The sequence below is a fragment of the Actinomadura madurae genome (assembly GCF_047130825.1).
Taxonomy (GTDB): Bacteria; Actinomycetota; Actinomycetes; order Streptosporangiales; family Streptosporangiaceae; genus Spirillospora; species Spirillospora madurae.
In genome coordinates, this window is record NZ_CP083237.1 from 5831348 (window position 1) to 5846551 (window position 15204).

Genomic DNA, 15204 nt, shown 5'->3' on the forward strand with positions numbered 1-15204 from the left:
TTCTGTGTCACGGTGACCACGTTATGCACCAGCCGGTATGTCCACGGTCACATCTCCCCGATCGCGTCGACGACATGATCGATGTCCCGCTCGGAAATGCCGGGGTGGGTGACGGCACGGATCGAGGTCTCGCCCCAGGGAAGGACGTGGATTCCGCGGTCCGCGAGCCGGGCGACGACACCGGGGGCCTCGGGCGGAGACCAGATCACGATGTTCGTGCCCGGCGTCGTGCGCGGGCTCGTACTACCCGGCCAGCGCTCCTCGGCCGCGGCCCGGATGCGCGCGGCCCCGCGATGGTCGGCGCGGAACTCCTGCGGGGGGCGGCGCAGCGCGACCAGCCCCGCCGCCGCAACGACTCCGGCCTGCGCAAGGCTTCCGCCCATGGCGAGCCGGCTCTGGCGAGCGCGGTTCATCATGTCCTCCGGGCCCGCGAGGACGGATCCGATGGGCGCGCCCAGGCCCTTGGACAAGGTCAGCGTGACGGTCGTCGCGCAGGCCGCGAGGTCGGCGGGCGGGACGTCCAGGGCCGCGGCGGCGTTCATGAGCCGTGCGCCGTCCAGGTGGACCGGTACTCCGATCCGCGCGAAGCGATCGGCCGCCTCCGGGGTCATCACATGGCCTTCGCGCATCAGGTGCGTGTTCTCGATGGCGAGCGCGACCACCTGGTCGCGGGCCGACCGGAGGTGTTCGGCGAACCGCTCCTCATCGGAGTCGTCCACCGGCAGCAGGAGCCGCTGCGGCAGAGAGTCCTCGAACAGGTTGATGTGGGACAGCCGGCCCACGGCGATGAGCTGGTCCGGTTCCGCGAGCACGGACAGCGCCACCTTGTTCGCCATCACCCCACTGGGCATCAGCACGGCGGAGTCCTTGCCGAGCAGGCGTGCCGCGGCGGCCTCCAGTTCGTTGGCGGTGGGGTCCTCGCCGTACAGGTCGTTGCCGAGCCGGGCGGTCTGCATGGCGCGCAGCATCTCCGTGCTGGGCAGTGAGGACGAGTCCGATCGCAGGTCGACGATCGGTTCGGTGTGAGGGCGGCTGTCTGAGGCCGCCGCGGTCGCCGTCGAGGGAAGCACGGTTCCAACGTAGCGATCTATCGGCGCCTGTGTCTAGTTTCAGTAGCCAAACCGGCCTCGCCGCGTGAGCGCGTGGCCCGACAGCGGCGCAGTAAACCTCCTCGTCACTTGATGATCACCAGGGGATTCGACCAGAACGGCGCGTCCGATCCGTTGACGCCGCCGAAGCCATCGTCTAGTTTCACTAGTCAATCTGATGGGAGGTGACGTATGGCGGAAGTTCGCGCACCCATCCCGCTCGATGCGGCCGTGCGTCCGAGGAAGAGCGTCGGCGCCTGCACGCTCGGCATCGTCCTGCTGGCGGTGACCGGCGTCGTGGCCACGACCGTCGTCACGAGCCCGAATGTCGAGTGGCCGGTGGTCCGGGAGTACGTGCTCTCCGGCCAGGTGCTCGACGGGGTCCGGGTGACGATCGAGTTGTCGATCCTGGCGATGCTGCTCGGCGTCGTTCTCGGCTTGGTCATCGCCCTGCTGAGGGTGAGCGACAACCTGATCCTTCGCACAATCGCCCTTGCCTACCTGTGGGTCTTCCGCAGCGTCCCCTTGCTGGTTCAACTGCTGATCTGGTTCAACCTCGCGCTGCTGTTCCCCGTCATCAGCCTCGGCCTGCCCGGCGGTGGTTCCCTCGCCTCCTGGCAGACGAACTCGCTCATGACGCCGTTCGTCGCCGCGTTGCTCGGATTGGGCCTGCACGAGGCGGCCTACGCGAGCGAGATCGTGCGCGCCGGGCTCGACGGCGTCCCGAAAGGGCAGGTGGAGGCGGCGCGGGTGCTCGGGCTGTCACCGGCGAAGTCGTTGCTGTACGTGGTTCTGCCGCAGGCCGCCCGCATCGCGATCCCCCCGCTGGGCAACCAGTTCATCGGCATGTTGAAGTCGTCGTCTCTGGTGGCCTTCATCGCCGGCAACGATCTGCTCACCGTCGTGCAGAACATCTACAGCCGCAATTACCAGATCATCCCGCTGCTGATGGTCGCCTCCATCTGGTACGCGGTGGTCACCACCGTCGCCTCCCTCGGACAGGGCTGGATCGAACGCCGCCTCTCCCAACGCCGGGGAACCCGAACACGGCGGGACGCGATGGACGGCCTCTTGACCTCCAGGGAAAGCGTATGAGCCAGGAATCGAACGCGAACGAGGCCGGCCCGGTCATGGAGGCACGCGATCTTCGCAAGTCCTTCGGTGGGGTCGAGGTGCTCAAGGGTGTGTCGTTCTCGGTCGACAGGGGCCAGACCCTGTGCCTCATCGGGCCGTCCGGGTCGGGGAAGAGCACGCTGCTGCGATGCCTGGCCTACCTGGAAGTGCCGGATTCGGGTGCGGTGCGGATCGAGGGCCATCGCATGGGCGCGGTCCGTTCCCGGAAGGGGGCGGTCGTGGCGGCCACCGAACGGCAGATGGCCGGGCAGCGCCATTTCTTCGGCATGGTGTTCCAGTCGTTCAATCTCTTCCCGCACATGACCGCGGTCGAGAACTGTGCTCTCTCGCTACGTCGTGTGCACAAGAAGAGCAAGGACGAAGCACAGAAGATCGCCGTACGCCACCTGGAAGCCGTCGGCCTCGGCGACCACGTGCACAAGTACCCGGGGCAGCTGTCCGGAGGGCAGCAGCAGCGCGCGGCGATAGCCAGGGCACTGTCGACCTCCCCTTCGGTGCTGCTCTTCGACGAGCCCACCTCCGCACTCGACCCCGAGCTCGTCGGAGAGGTGCTGCTCGTCATGAAGGACCTCGCCGCCAACGGCACCACCATGGTCGTCGTCACCCACGAGATGCAGTTCGCGCGGGAGTCGGCCGACCGCGTGATCTTCATGGACGACGGGCTCGTCATCGACTCCGGAACCCCCGAGGACGTCATGCACAACGCGCGCAACGAGCGCGTACGCGGCTTCCTTTCCCGGATCGGCTGATCCCCGCACGGCTCGCACCCAGGAGGTACACCATGAACAGGCTCATGCTCTCCGTGACCGCACTCGCCGGTGCCGCGTCGCTGCTCACCGGTTGCGGCACGTCCGGCGACACCACGAAAGCGGCTTCCGCGTTCGCCGACTCGCTTCCCGACAAGAACAAGAAGTCGGGCGTGCTCACCGTCGTCACCGCCCCGGGACAGCCGCCACTGACGTTCCTGTCAGGCCAGGGGAACATCGCCGAGGGCAACGACATCGATCTGATCAAAGCCGTGGGAGCGAAGCTCGGCCTGAAAGTCGAGGTCACCAACGCCGCGTTCCCCGGTGAGCTCATCGCCGTCGCCTCGGGCCGTTACGACGTGGTCGCGGGAGCCATCAACGACACCAAGGACCGTCAGAAGACCCTGACATTCGTCGACTACTTGAATGTCTACAGCGCTCTGTTCGTGCAGCAGGGAAACCCGAAGCGGCTCTCGGACACCAAGTCCCTGTGCGGCAAGACCGCGGCCGTTCTCCAGGGCAGCACCTTCGACCTGGACATCGACGCGATCAATGCCGCGGACTGCGCGAACGACAAGATCCGGGCGTCGAAGTTCCCCACCGCCGCCGCCGCGCTGCTCGCCGTCCGATCGCAGCGCGCCGATTTCGCCTTCAACGACAGCACCACCGCGGCGGTCGTGCTCAAGCAGAATCCCGGACTCGAAAGAGCCGGCGGCAAGTTCGGCAAGGTCGCGCACTACGGCTTCGGGGTCGCGAAGTCCAACATGGAGCTGGCCCGCGCGCTCCAGGCCGGCCTGAAGGCGATCATCGCCGACGGCACCTACGCCAAGATCCTGGCCAAGTGGGGCGAATCCGAGAACAGCTACGTGGAAGCGACGATCAACAACGCGGGCTGACGCGCGACCCCGCCGACGCCGTGGCGGGTCGCTACGTGCAGCCGTTCTCGATCAGGAAGGTCCGGACGGCCTCCACCTGCTCCTGGTGGACGAGCCAGTCCGCCTCGCCGCGGAGGAGGAGGACGGGCGCGGCGATCCCGCCGACCTCGTCCCGCTTGTCGAAGCCCGCGTAGCCGATGAGGTCTCCGGCCATGACCTCGGGGACGTTGCGGCGGATCTGCCACACGGCCTCCCGCGCCCGGTCGCCGGGCGTGCGGGGGCCGGTGAGGGACTCGCAGAAGGTCTCGACGATCTGCTGGCCGTTGCTGAGCAGCATCTCCAGGAGGAAGCCGGACATGGTGGGCGTGTAGTCGGCCCCGCATGGCGGGCCGCTCCAGCCCGAGGGCCTCCATGAACGCCTCGTTGAACTCGGCGTGGCCGGTCAGGCTCTGGAACGGCCCGTCCGGGGGCATGTCGGTCACCGTGTGTGCACAGCCCGTCCGTCGAAATCCAGCCTGCGGAAACCAGTCGGGCCGAATCCCGGGGGCGGTTCCCCTTCTGGGCAGAACAGTTCGATCAGGTAATCGCCGACCCGGCTCAGCCCGTACAACTTCGTGATCCGCCACAGCTGCTCGTCGTCGCCCTTGTACCCGCCGGCGGGAATCAGTTCTCGCCTGCGCAGCGGCGCCAGGTCGGCCAGATGGGCGGCCACCGTTCGTTGCTGGCCACCCAGGTAGCCCTCACGTCCGGCAACGTCGTCATGGTGGTCGAACAGGCCTTCGTACAGCCGGCGGAAAAGCCCCAGTCGAGCTCCATCGCACGATCATTGATCCAGCCGTCCACCCCTGGCAACGGCATTACGAGGGCTCGCGTCGGCGCGATACTTGGACGCGTGGAGTACGTGTCGTGGGCGCCGCGATCGCCGCTGGACGAGCTGATCGACGATCTCTACTACCTGGAGGGCCCGCGGCCGTACTCTCGGCTGGCCCTGCCGCCGATGCCTTCGGCGGTGCTCATCCTCAATCTCGGGCCACCGTTCCTCATCCGTGCCGGCGGCGAGGCCGAGACGGCCGAGTACGCCGACGGCTGCGTGGTCACCATGCCGACCCGCGCCGCCGAGTTCGGCTATCCGCCGTGGACGCGGTCGGTGGGCGTGCACTTCAAGCCGTGGGGACTCGGACCTTTCCTGCCGATGCCCGCGGCGGAGCTGTGCGACCGTCCGGTGACGGTGGAGCAGGTCTGGGGCCGCGCCCGCACGGCCGAGCTGCGGGACCGGCTGGCCTCGGAGGCCGGGCCGCGCGAGATGCTGATCCTTCTTGAGGACGAGCTGCTCCGCCGGCTCCGCGAGACCGCCGGCCTGGGGCTGGTCCGCCACACGAGCGGCGTCATCGCGGCGGCCACGGGAGCGGTGATGATCGGCGACCTGGGCGCGGCGGCCGGTGTCAGCAGCACCCACCTGGCGCGGCGGTTCAAGGAGCTGATCGGCGTCACGCCGAAGCGGCTCGCCCGCACCTACCGCTTCGCCGCCGCCCTCCGCGCGATCGACCCCGCCGGGCCGGTCGACTGGGTCGACCTCGCCGGTCGCGCCGGATACTTCGACCAGGCGCACTTCGGCCACGAGTTCCGGGCCTTCACCGGCCTGACGCCGACCCGCTATGTGGAGGCTCGGAGGCGGTTCCTGCGCGAGCATCCCGGCCATGCGCTCGACGTCGGGCTGATCCCGGCCGTTTGATTCCTTACAAGAGCCGGCGACTCCCGCCGGGCCATGATGGGCACCATCCCGAGCGGAGGAGGTGGCCCATGGGCAAGGTGGTCATGTACGGCACGGTGTCGGTGGACGGCTTCATCGCGGACGGCGACGACCAGGTCGGGCCGCTGTTCGACTGGATGTCCAGCGGTGACGTCCCGTTGGACGACGCCGAGGTCGTGAAGGTGACGCAGGCGTCCCACGACTACGTCCGGGCGTACTGGGACGAGATCGGGGTGACGATCGCCGGCCGCCGCGTCTTCGACCTCACGGACGGCTGGGGCGGCACGCCCCCGGCCGGGGTCGACCACGTCGTGGTCGTGTCGCACCGGCCGGCGCCCGAGGGATGGAACGCTGACGCGCCGTTCCACTTCGTCGACGGCATCGAGGCCGCCATGGCCACCGCGCGGAAGCTCGCGGGCGACCGCACGGTCGAGGTCGCCGCCGGCGACGTCGGCGGCCAGATGCTGGCCGCGGGGCTCGTCGACGAGGTCGCCATGGAGGTCGCGCCCGTGGTGCTCGGGTCCGGCAAGCGCTACTTCGGGCCGGTCGACGCGCAGCACCTGCTGGAGGATCCCGACGTGGTGATCCGGGGCGACCGGGTGCTCCACCTGCGCTACCGCGTGCGCCGCCGACCGACCGCGTGAGGGGCCGTCCTCTGGGTGAGGGCGGCCCCTGGCGGGTTGCCGGTCAGACGATCGCGGGTTCGGAGAGCTCCTGGTCCTTGGGGGTGGGCTGGTCGGTCGGGGCGCCGCGGAGGGGGGTCTCGCGGATGAACCAGGCGGCGACGATGGCCAGCAGGGTGAACGCGCCCGCCCAGAGGAAGACGTTGTGGACGCCGGAGGCGACCGCGTGCTCCACGGCGTCACGGACGTTGGCCGGCATCTGCTTGAGCAGGGCCGGGGTGAGCTGTCCGCCGCCGCCGGAGAGCGACCGTCCGGCCTGCTCGCCCAGCCGGTCGGTCAGCGCGCCGGTCAGCTGGTTGCTGTAGACCGCGCCGAGGATCGACACGCCGAGCGAGCCGCCGATCGTGCGGAACAGGGTGGCCGCGCCGCTGGCGGCGCCCATGTCCTTCATCTCGACGCTGTTCTGGGCGATGAGCATCGTGTTCTGCATCAGGAAGCCCAGTCCGGCGCCGAGCACGAGCATGAACAGGCCGGTGGTGAGGCGGGTGGAGTCCACGGTGAGCTGGGCCAGCAGGAGCATGCCCGCGGTCATGAACACCCCGCCCACGATGGGGAAGACGCGGTAGCGCCCGGTACGGGTCACCAGCTGGCCGACGGCCATGGTGGTGACGAGCATGCCCATCATCAGCGGCAGCAGGAGCAGGCCGCTGTTGGTGGCCGAGGCGCCCTGCACGAGCTGCTGGAACTGCGGCAGGAAGGTCACCGCGCCGAACATCGCGAAGCCGACCAGGAAGCCCAGCACCGAGGCCAGCGTGAAGTTGCGGCTGCGGAACAGGCTCATCGGCAGGATCGGGGAGTCGGTGCGCAGCTCCCACAGCACGAACAGGGGCAGCAGGACGGCGGCGCCGATGCCCAGGCCGATGACGGTGGCGGAGGACCAGGCGTACTCGGTGCCGCCCCAGCTGGTCATCAGCGAGAGGCAGACGATGCCGGCGGTCAGCAGGGCCGCGCCGACGAAGTCGATGCGGGACGTGCCGCGGGGACGCTTGGGCAGGTGCATGGTCAGCCCGGTGACGACCAGGGCGAGGGCGCCCAGCGGCAGGTTGATGTAGAAGGCCCACCGCCAGCTGAGGTGGTCGGTGACCAGGCCGCCGAGCAGCGGGCCTCCGATGAAGGCCAGCGGCATGACCGCGGCCATCAGCCCCTGGTAGCGGCCGCGCTCCCGGGGCGGGACCAGGTCGCCGATGATGGCCATCGCACCGACCATCAGCCCGCCCGCGCCCAACCCCTGGACGCCGCGGAAGGCGATCAGCTGCGTCATGCTGTGCGCCATGCCGGCGAGCGCCGACCCGATCAGGAACAGCACGACCGCGGCCATGAACATGCCCTTGCGGCCGTAGATGTCACCGAGCTTGCCCCAGATCGGCGTCGCCGCGGCGGTGGCCAGCGTGTAGGCGGTGACCACCCACGACAGGTGCGCCAGGCCGCCCAGCTCGCCGACGATGGTGGGCATCGCGGTGCCGACCACCATGTTGTCCAGCATGGCGAGCAGCATCCCGATCATCAGCCCGCTCATCACGATGTAGATCTGGCGTTTGCTCTGGGAGGGCGCCGTCACCGGGCTCTCCGTGGGGGTCGTACTCATCGCGTCCTCACTTACCTGCCGTCCGGCTAGTTTGCTTACCTGCCGTACGGTAAGCTCAGAACTAGCCGGGCGTCAAGTAAGTTAGAGGGAGGACGCGATGACCCGCCGTCGAAGCGACACCCGCGAGCAGATCCGCAAGGTGGCGCTGGAGCTGTTCGCCGAGCAGGGCTACGAGAAGACCTCGCTCCGCGAGATCGCCGAACGCCTTGAGGTGACCAAGGCGGCGCTGTACTACCACTTCAAGACCAAAGAGGACATCGTCGCCAGCCTCTTCGAGGACTTCCACGCCGAGGCCGAGGAGCTGCTGGAGTGGTCCCGCGGGCAGGAGGCGACTCCGGCGTCCCGGCGGGAGTTCGTGCGCCGCTACGCCGAGATCTTCCAGGGGCCCGGCCGGGAGATGATCCACTTCATGCAGCAGAACGAACCCGCCATACGGGATCTGAAGGGCAGCGCGAACCTGCGCACGCTCATGCAGTCGTTCGCCGCGTTCCTGGCCGACGAGGAGGCGAGCCTGCCCGACCAGATCCGCGCCCGCCTGTCCATCTTCACCCTGCACATGGCGCACTTCGCCATGCGCGACACGGTCACCGACGAGGACGAGCTCCAAGCCGCCGCGCTCGACGTCGCCCTCGGCCTCATCCCGGACGACTAGGCGCCCACGCCCCGCGCCGGGCAGGTACGGCGCTCCATTTCTATGGCGCACTAAACACATCCGGGTCCCTGATGGCCGTTCAGGTCCAGGCGCAGGCGACCCCGTTCCCTGAGACACGGCTGGCCGACAACGCCACCCACACGTACTGCATCGCGGGCGGCGGCTGGTCCAGCGCCCGCAGGACCTCCGCGGTCTGGGGCATGAACCGCCTGGCCAACACCACGGACATGGGCGCGAAATACGAAAGCGCGTGCGGCCCTCACACCGATGTCCTCTGGAAGGTGAAGAACCTGGCGGGGTCTGTGCGAGGCGTGACGAGGTGCACCAGAGTGAACGGCCCCAAGTGCGACAGCGCCACCATCTGGATGGACTTCCCCCAACTCGCCAAGGGGACCGACGACTGGTACGACTACCGCAAGACGGCCGTCCATGAAATCGGGCACACCATCGGCTTCGACCACCACGCGAGCGGCTCCCACAAATGCGCGATGAGGACCGGTGAGGTCCCGAGCCGCTCGATCGTCTGGCGCAGTTACACCGCCCACGACCGCAGCCACATCAACAAGGCCTACTGAGCCGAGGGGACGTCACGATGAAGGCGAACATCGTCGTCGTGTCCATCGTCGCGGCCGGCCTCGCGCTCTCGGCGACCGCCTGCTCCGGCGGTGAATCCGGTGGTGAATCCGCCGTCGTGAGCGGGACGCGCGACTCGGGCTCCGTTCGCGCGCTGACCGACCTGGCCACCGGGAGCGTGCACGTCGACTACGACCCGCTGACGTCACCGGCGGACGCCAGGAAGAAGGCCGACCTCATCGTCACCGGCACGCTGACGAAGGTGGAGGACGGCATCCGGCTCGTCACAGGTTCCACCCCGACAGACGACGGCTACGTCACCTTCGTCATCAACGTCGACAAGGTGCTGGACGGGAAGAAGCGCGACGTGACGGGCGGCAGGGTCTACGTCTCCGTCTACACCGACGGGGCCACCCCGGCCGCCGAGCTGGCCGCGCTCAACCCGCAGGCCAAGGTGGTGGCGGTGCTCGACGACATCACCACCTGGCGCCCCTCGCCCGACGAGACCGTCGTGCGTCCGGCGAACATCCCGGCGGGTGCGCGCCTGTACGCGCCGTACACCGACGGCATGTGGCTCCAGGGGCGGAGCGACACCCGGATGTTCGGCGTCGGCGCGGAGGCCGCCGACCTGCCCACCGGCTGGAAACGCGCCAGGACCGTCGATCAGTTCTCGGCCCGCCTCGACGGGGAATGATCCGGGTCCGCCACCTCTCCGCGAAAGCGCGGTCGGCCCCTGCTCTGCCGCCTCCTTCGGACGGCAGAGCAGGGGTTTTTACCGCGAAATTCCCGGACCAAAACCACACTCGGCCCCCGCCGCCGAAAAAGCATTCGCCTGATCTCGGTGACCTCGGGCAGCATGGAAGGGCGGCGGTGTAGAGGGGTGGGCGGCTGTGCTGGGATTACGAGTGGGCTCCTCCAAGGACGGCCAGTCGACCCGGCGACGAGCGGTTCTGCTGGCCCTGCGCTATTACTGCGATGAGCTGCGCCGCCAGTGGCGGATCTCGCTTCCCGCTCTGCTTTTCCCATCGCTCGGGAACATCAGCCTGTTCTACGTGTCGCCGCTGGTGGTGGCGGCTCTGGTGGGACATCTCGCCGGCGGCGGGAAAGGCGACCTCGCCGCGCTCCTGCCCTTCGTCCTCGGCTTCGCCGGGCTGGGCCTGGCGGGCGAGGCGCTGTGGCGCGTGGGGCTCCACTACCTCAACCGGACGAACGGCCGGGGCATCGAATGGCTCGGCATCGCCGGCATGGACGAGTTGCTCGCCAAGGACGCCGCCTTTTTCCATGACAACTTCGCCGGTTCACTGACGAAACGGATCCTGAGTTTCTCCGGCGGGTTCGAACACTTCGCCGACACCCTCACGTTCTCGGTCATGGCCAACGTGATCCCGTTGTCGTTCGCCTCGGTGATCCTGTGGCGGTACCACCCGCTTCTGGTCATCGTCCTCGTGGGACTGATCGTCCTCACGGGCCTGGTCGCGTCCCCGCTCATCCGCCGCCGCCAGGCGCTGGTGGACGCGCGCGAGGCGGCCAAGGTGCGCGTGTCCGGCCACGTCGCCGACGTGATGACCAACATGGAGACGGTGCGGGCGTTCGCCGCCGAGCGCCGCGAGGCCGCCGAGTTCCGCGGCCGGGCCGCCGAGCAGCACCGCCTGTCGCTGCGCTCCTGGGACTACGGCAACCTGCGGGTCGACATGGTCGTCGCCCCGATGTCGATCCTGACCGGCGCCCTGGGGCTGCTCGTCGCGGTGACGCTGCGCGGCGGGCTCGGGGTGGAGGCCATCGTGGTGACGTTCTCCTACTACACCAACGCGACCCGGATCATGTTCGAGTTCAACCAGGTGTACCGGCGGCTGGAGAGCACGCTGACCGAGGCCGCGCAGTTCACCGAGCTGCTCCTGACGCCGCCGACCGTCGTCGACCCGCCCGATCCGCTCCCGTCGCGTCCGGCCGACGCGTCGGTCCGCTTCGAGCGGGTGCTCTTCGCCCACGGCGACGGCCCGCCCCTGTTCGACCGGCTGGACCTCGACATCCCGAGCGGCGCCAAGATCGGCCTGGTGGGCCGGTCCGGCGGCGGCAAGACCACCCTCACCCGGCTGCTGCTGCGCCTCATGGACGTCGACGGCGGCAGGATCCTCGTCGGCGGCCAGGACATCGCGCGGCTGCGCCAGAGCGACCTGCGCGACCTGATCGCCTACGTCCCGCAGGAACCCGCGATGTTCCACCGGTCGGTGCGCGACAACATCGCGTTCGCCCGCCCGGCCGCCACCGAGGCCGAGGTCTTCGAGGCCGCGCGGGCGGCGCACGTCACCGAGTTCGTCGAGAGCCTCCCGGACGGGTTCGACACGCTGGTCGGCGAGCGGGGCGTCAAGCTCTCCGGCGGCCAGCGGCAGCGCGTCGCGCTCGCCCGCGCCATCCTGCGGGACGCCCCGATCCTGCTGCTCGACGAGGCGACCAGCGCCCTGGACTCCGAGAGCGAGCTGCTCGTCCAGGAGGCGCTGTGGCGCCTGATGCGCGACCGCACCGCGCTGGTCGTCGCCCACCGCCTGAGCACGGTCGTCCGCATGGACCGCCTGATCGTCCTCGACCGCGGCCGCGTCCTTGAGGACGGCTCCCACCGGGAACTCCTCCAGGCCAAGGGCCCGTACGCCAGCCTCTGGCACCACCAGTCGGGCGGCTTCCTCACCGAGGACGCCACCCCCGACATCGTGCCCGCCGCCCGGCACGACCCGGCATCACAGTCGCCGATCGGCTGACGCGGTGTCACGGGACCGCCGGCGCCAGATGGCCGTCCGGGCGGACCCGGCCCGCTTCGGTCTGGACGTGGGCTCCCGTGCGCAGGGCCTCGAAGAGGGTGCGGCCGTCCGGCAGCCGTAGGTTGCGGACGCGTTTGCCGGTCGCGTGGGCGACGCTGAGTCCGGAGAGGCGTTCGGCGAGTTCCCGGGACATGTCCGGCGCCGTGGTGATCAGGCCGCTCAGCACCGCCCGCAGTGCCAGTCCTTCGGGAGAGTAGGTCGTCATCAGCGCGGTCTGGGCGCGGGTGTGTTCGAGGAGGTCCGCGCCGGCGGGGTGGCGTTCCTCGTGGTAGGTGTCGAGCAGCGCCTCGTCCGCACGGCCGGTGACGACGGCGGCGAGCTTCCAGCCGAGGTTGTGGGCGTCCTGGATGCCGGCGTTCATGCCGACGCCGCCGGTCGGGAAGTGCATGTGGGCGGCGTCTCCGGCCAGCAGCACGGTGCCCTTGCGGTAGGTCGCGGCCTGCCGGGTCGCGTTGCCGAAGCGCGACAGCCAGACCGGGTCGCGCATGCCGAAGTCGGTGCCCGCGATCCGCCGGACCGTCGACCGCAGCTCGTCGAGAGTGAGCTCGCCGGGCCATTCGGGCCGGTTGGTGCGGGGGTCCCCGCCGACGAGGCGGTGGATCCCGCCGGGCAGCGGCACGATCATGAGGCCGCCGTCCGCGCCGGAGACCTGCGCGAAGCCGCGTTCCGGAGGCGCGCCGAGCACCACGTCGCCGAGCCATCCCCAGGTCGTGGCGTCGGTGCCGGGGAAGTCGATGCCCGCGGCCTCCCGAACGGTGCTGCGGACTCCGTCGCACCCGACCACGTAGCGAGCCGGGACGACCTCTCCGTCCGCCAGCGCGACACCGTCGGGCGCCAGGCCGGTGACCCGGCGACCGCGGCGGATGGTCGCGCCCATCCGGCGGGCGCGCGCTTCGAGCAGCTCCTCCGTGCGGGCCTGGACCAGCGCGAGGGTGAACGGGTACGGCGTGTCCAGGACGGAGAAGTCCATCCGGTCCGGCAGCCCGGCGAAATGGCCGTTCGGGATGCGCAGGCCCTCCGCCAGGAACGGTTCCGCGACGCCGCGGCAGTCGAAGATCTCGATCGTGCGCGGATGGATCGTGAGCGCCTTGGAATTGGGGTCGCGCTCCCGCCTGGTCTCCAGAACCGTGACGGATGCCCCGCCGAGCCGCAGTTCCCCGGCGAGCCACAACCCGGTGGGACCGGCCCCCACCACGACGACGTCCTCCATCGAACCTCCCTTGGTCACTGACCAATACCGTCCGGCCATTAGAGTAGGTCAGTGACCAAGAGTCAAGCGGACGTGGTGCGGGCCGCCCTGCAGGTCCTCGACGAGCACGGCGCCGGAGAGGTCTCCATGCGCGCCATCGCGCGGCGCCTCGGCGTGCGGATGAACACCGTCCTCTGGCACGTCAAGAGCAAGGCCCGGCTGGAGGAGCTGATGGCCGACGCGATCGTCGCCGGCGTCTCGCTCGACGGCCTGCCGGAGCACTGGCGCGAGCGCGCGGCCGAGATCGCCCGCCGCTACCGGCGCGCCCTGCTGGCCCACCGCGACGGCGCCGCCGTGGTGGCCGGCACGTACGCCGCCGAGCCGGCGACCCTGGACATCGCCGAGGCGCTCGTCGCGGCGCTGCTCGACGGCGGCCTGCCCGACCGCGAAGCGGCCTGGACGTGCTGGAGCCTCATCTACCTCGTCCTCGGGCTGACCCAGGAGGAGCAGGCGCTTCCCGACCGTTCCATCCGCGATCTCGCTGTGGGACGGCGCCCAGCACTCCAGCGCGTGTTTCCCGTCCTGGCCGAGGAATCCTTCGACGAGCGGTTCGAGTTCGGCATCGCGAAACTCCTCGATCAAGGGAACGCCCGGCCGGGGCCGTAGCCTTGGGCGGTGTTCTCCACTCAAGGGCCTTCTCTGCGCGAGCTGACGGTTCAGGCGTTGTCCTCGGTCGAGCGGGGCTACGACCTGCTCGCTCCGAAGTTCGACCACACGCCCTTTCGCACCCCCGAAAGCATTCTCGGCGCCACCGCCGACGCGCTGCGTCCGTTCGGGCCGTTCGGCCAGGGGGTGGACGTGTGCTGCGGGACAGGTGCCGGCATGCAGGTCCTCGAACCGCTGTGCCACGGACGGATCACCGGCGTCGACTTCAGCGCCGGGATGCTCGCGCAGGCCCGCCGGGCGCACCCGGACGCCGAGTGGGTACGCGCCGACGTCCGGGCGCTGCCCTTCGCCGAGGACTTCGACCTCGCGGTCACCTTCGGAGCGCTCGGGCACTTCCTGCCCGCCGAGCGGTCCGCGGTGTTCGCCGGGGTGTATCGCGCGCTGCGGCCCGGCGGCCTGTTCGCGTTCCCGATCGGCGCGCCACCACATGTCGGGTCGGCCTGGTACTGGGCGCTGCTCGGGTTCGACCTGGCCATGCGCATCCGGAACGCCGTGTGGCGTCCACCGTTCGTCATGTACTACCGGACCTGTCCCCTGCACGCGGTCCGCGACGACCTGGCCGAGGCCGGTTTCACCGTGACGACGACCCCGCTACCCATGCTCGGCCGGCGCGACGACGGCGGCCCCCGCTTCCGCCTCATCCTCGCCCGCAAGCCAAGCTGATCACCCGCCGGGGAGGGTCAGGGCTCGTCGGGGAGGCCGGCGGACATTCCGAGGCTGTGCACGGTGGTCCGGGCGGCGAGGATGTGCGAGCGCATCACGGCCTCCGCCCAGTCGCCGTCCCCGGCGGCCAGCGCCTCGATCAGCTCGTCGTGGTGGAACATGCTGGCGCGCAGCCGGTCCGGCGCGTACCGCCGGAACGTGCGGTGGACGAGCGGCACGTCGATGAACCCGCGGATCAGCGTCTCGATGTGCCCGTTCCCTCCGGCGGCGGCGATCGTGAGGTGGAACTCCCCGTTCAGCTCGGTGAGCCGGTCGGCCGCCGGGCCCTCGGCGCCGGCGAGCGCCTTCGTCTCCGCGGCCAGCTCGCGGAGCCGGGCGAGCTGCTCCCGCTTGATCCGGGACGCCGCCAGCTTCGCCGCGTAGCTCTCCAGCAGGGCGCGGGCCTCGTACAGCTCGTCCAGCTCCCGCTCGGTCCACGCCGTCACCCGGGCGCCCCGGTTCGGGACGAAGTCGACCAGCCCCTCGGAGTCCAGCCGGCGCAGGGCCTCCCGGATCGGCGTCCGCGAGACGCCGACGCGCTCGGCCAGCTCGGCCTCCCGCAGCCGGTCGCCCCGGGCGAACTCGCCCGACACGATCCCGGCGCGGATCACCGCGTACGCCGTCTCGACCGCCTTGGCCACGACCCCACCTCCTGACGCGGTACACGATGTCACGGCGCCCGGCCGGA

18 protein-coding genes are annotated in these 15204 nt (G+C 70.0%); 11 read left to right on the top strand and 7 right to left on the bottom strand.

Features of this window, described 5'->3' with window-relative positions:
* Positions 1-47: 47 nt before the first annotated feature.
* On the bottom strand, positions 48-1070 hold the full coding sequence (locus tag K8Z49_RS26380) for a threonine aldolase family protein (protein ID WP_146877399.1): 1023 nt from the start codon (positions 1068-1070) through the stop codon (positions 48-50).
* Positions 1071-1280: 210 nt separating this feature from the next.
* Between K8Z49_RS26380 and K8Z49_RS26385 the strand changes: the two genes are divergently transcribed.
* The 3 genes from K8Z49_RS26385 to K8Z49_RS26395 are packed head-to-tail and all read left to right on the top strand — an operon-like array spanning position 1281 to position 3864.
* A complete protein-coding gene (locus K8Z49_RS26385) occupies positions 1281-2183 on the top strand; it encodes an amino acid ABC transporter permease (protein WP_412515481.1) in 903 nt (300 codons plus the stop codon).
* A complete protein-coding gene (locus tag K8Z49_RS26390) occupies positions 2180-2971 on the top strand; it encodes an amino acid ABC transporter ATP-binding protein (protein ID WP_412515482.1) in 792 nt (263 codons plus the stop codon). The genes K8Z49_RS26385 and K8Z49_RS26390 overlap by 4 nt, the downstream gene beginning before the upstream one ends.
* Positions 2972-3003: 32 nt before the next feature.
* Complete coding sequence (locus K8Z49_RS26395; RefSeq protein WP_021591293.1) at positions 3004-3864, top strand: ABC transporter substrate-binding protein; 861 nt, start codon at positions 3004-3006, stop codon at positions 3862-3864.
* A gap of 31 nt (positions 3865-3895) precedes the next feature.
* Here the strand turns inward: K8Z49_RS26395 and K8Z49_RS26400 are convergent, their stop codons facing one another.
* Together K8Z49_RS26400 and K8Z49_RS26405 are read right to left on the bottom strand one after the other, a co-directional pair.
* Positions 3896-4201: an alpha/beta fold hydrolase gene (locus K8Z49_RS26400; RefSeq protein ID WP_111830715.1), complete on the bottom strand. Its 306-nt coding sequence runs from the start codon at positions 4199-4201 to the stop codon at positions 3896-3898.
* A 120-nt stretch (positions 4202-4321) separates the two neighbouring features.
* A complete protein-coding gene (locus K8Z49_RS26405; protein ID WP_412515483.1) occupies positions 4322-4555 on the bottom strand; it encodes a hypothetical protein in 234 nt (77 codons plus the stop codon).
* Between the two features lie 180 nt (positions 4556-4735).
* Here K8Z49_RS26405 and K8Z49_RS26410 point away from each other — a divergent pair, with 180 nt between their 5' ends.
* Entirely contained in the window at positions 4736-5575 is an 840-nt protein-coding gene (locus K8Z49_RS26410) for a helix-turn-helix domain-containing protein (RefSeq protein ID WP_075024117.1), read from the top strand.
* Positions 5576-5643: 68 nt separating this feature from the next.
* The gene (locus K8Z49_RS26415; RefSeq protein WP_075024116.1) at positions 5644-6237 is read left to right on the top strand and encodes a dihydrofolate reductase family protein; all 594 of its coding nucleotides are present in this window, start codon (positions 5644-5646) and stop codon (positions 6235-6237) included.
* Positions 6238-6280: 43 nt separating this feature from the next.
* Here K8Z49_RS26415 and K8Z49_RS26420 read toward each other — a convergent pair whose 3' ends face one another.
* A complete protein-coding gene (locus K8Z49_RS26420; protein WP_177287886.1) occupies positions 6281-7861 on the bottom strand; it encodes an MDR family MFS transporter in 1581 nt (526 codons plus the stop codon).
* Positions 7862-7958: 97 nt separating this feature from the next.
* Here K8Z49_RS26420 and K8Z49_RS26425 point away from each other — a divergent pair, with 97 nt between their 5' ends.
* Positions 7959-8513 carry a TetR/AcrR family transcriptional regulator gene (locus K8Z49_RS26425; protein WP_111830718.1) on the top strand — a complete coding sequence of 185 codons (555 nt, stop codon included), beginning with the start codon at positions 7959-7961 and terminating at the stop codon, positions 8511-8513.
* Positions 8514-8592: 79 nt separating this feature from the next.
* On the opposite strand, the gene K8Z49_RS26430 is transcribed toward K8Z49_RS26425, so the two are convergent.
* Positions 8593-8742 (bottom strand): hypothetical protein, encoded by a 150-nt coding sequence (locus K8Z49_RS26430; protein ID WP_412515484.1) that lies wholly within the window; start codon positions 8740-8742, stop codon positions 8593-8595.
* A 100-nt stretch (positions 8743-8842) separates the two neighbouring features.
* On the opposite strand from K8Z49_RS26430, the gene K8Z49_RS26435 reads away from it, so the two are divergent.
* From K8Z49_RS26435 to K8Z49_RS26445, 3 genes are all read left to right on the top strand, one after another.
* A complete protein-coding gene (locus K8Z49_RS26435; RefSeq protein WP_024934254.1) occupies positions 8843-9088 on the top strand; it encodes a hypothetical protein in 246 nt (81 codons plus the stop codon).
* 17 nt (positions 9089-9105) lie between these two features.
* Positions 9106-9780 carry a hypothetical protein gene (locus K8Z49_RS26440; protein WP_412515485.1) on the top strand — a complete coding sequence of 225 codons (675 nt, stop codon included), beginning with the start codon at positions 9106-9108 and terminating at the stop codon, positions 9778-9780.
* Positions 9781-9991: 211 nt separating this feature from the next.
* Entirely contained in the window at positions 9992-11839 is a 1848-nt protein-coding gene (locus K8Z49_RS26445; protein WP_111830721.1) for an ABC transporter ATP-binding protein, read from the top strand.
* Positions 11840-11846: 7 nt separating this feature from the next.
* Here the strand turns inward: K8Z49_RS26445 and K8Z49_RS26450 are convergent, their stop codons facing one another.
* Positions 11847-13109 carry an FAD-dependent monooxygenase gene (locus K8Z49_RS26450; protein ID WP_412515486.1) on the bottom strand — a complete coding sequence of 421 codons (1263 nt, stop codon included), beginning with the start codon at positions 13107-13109 and terminating at the stop codon, positions 11847-11849.
* A 51-nt stretch (positions 13110-13160) separates the two neighbouring features.
* On the opposite strand from K8Z49_RS26450, the gene K8Z49_RS26455 reads away from it, so the two are divergent.
* Together K8Z49_RS26455 and K8Z49_RS26460 are read left to right on the top strand one after the other, a co-directional pair.
* Positions 13161-13754, top strand: coding sequence for a TetR/AcrR family transcriptional regulator (locus K8Z49_RS26455; protein ID WP_412515487.1), 594 nt, complete (start codon positions 13161-13163; stop codon positions 13752-13754).
* Between the two features lie 9 nt (positions 13755-13763).
* A complete protein-coding gene (locus tag K8Z49_RS26460) occupies positions 13764-14477 on the top strand; it encodes a class I SAM-dependent methyltransferase (RefSeq protein ID WP_412515488.1) in 714 nt (237 codons plus the stop codon).
* Positions 14478-14494: 17 nt separating this feature from the next.
* Here K8Z49_RS26460 and K8Z49_RS26465 read toward each other — a convergent pair whose 3' ends face one another.
* Entirely contained in the window at positions 14495-15157 is a 663-nt protein-coding gene (locus tag K8Z49_RS26465; RefSeq protein WP_412515489.1) for a GntR family transcriptional regulator, read from the bottom strand.
* Positions 15158-15204: the final 47 nt, after the last annotated feature.

Coding starts and splice junctions, on each gene's coding strand:
- K8Z49_RS26385 (WP_412515481.1), top strand. CDS start 1,281: ATGGCGGAAGTTCGCGCACCCATCCCGCTCGATGCGGCCGTGCGTCCG.
- K8Z49_RS26390 (WP_412515482.1), top strand. CDS start 2,180: ATGAGCCAGGAATCGAACGCGAACGAGGCCGGCCCGGTCATGGAGGCA.
- K8Z49_RS26395 (WP_021591293.1), top strand. CDS start 3,004: ATGAACAGGCTCATGCTCTCCGTGACCGCACTCGCCGGTGCCGCGTCG.
- K8Z49_RS26400 (WP_111830715.1), bottom strand. CDS start 4,201: ATGTCCGGCTTCCTCCTGGAGATGCTGCTCAGCAACGGCCAGCAGATC.
- K8Z49_RS26415 (WP_075024116.1), top strand. CDS start 5,644: ATGGGCAAGGTGGTCATGTACGGCACGGTGTCGGTGGACGGCTTCATC.
- K8Z49_RS26420 (WP_177287886.1), bottom strand. CDS start 7,861: ATGAGTACGACCCCCACGGAGAGCCCGGTGACGGCGCCCTCCCAGAGC.
- K8Z49_RS26425 (WP_111830718.1), top strand. CDS start 7,959: ATGACCCGCCGTCGAAGCGACACCCGCGAGCAGATCCGCAAGGTGGCG.
- K8Z49_RS26430 (WP_412515484.1), bottom strand. CDS start 8,742: ATGTCCGTGGTGTTGGCCAGGCGGTTCATGCCCCAGACCGCGGAGGTC.
- K8Z49_RS26440 (WP_412515485.1), top strand. CDS start 9,106: ATGAAGGCGAACATCGTCGTCGTGTCCATCGTCGCGGCCGGCCTCGCG.
- K8Z49_RS26450 (WP_412515486.1), bottom strand. CDS start 13,109: ATGGAGGACGTCGTCGTGGTGGGGGCCGGTCCCACCGGGTTGTGGCTC.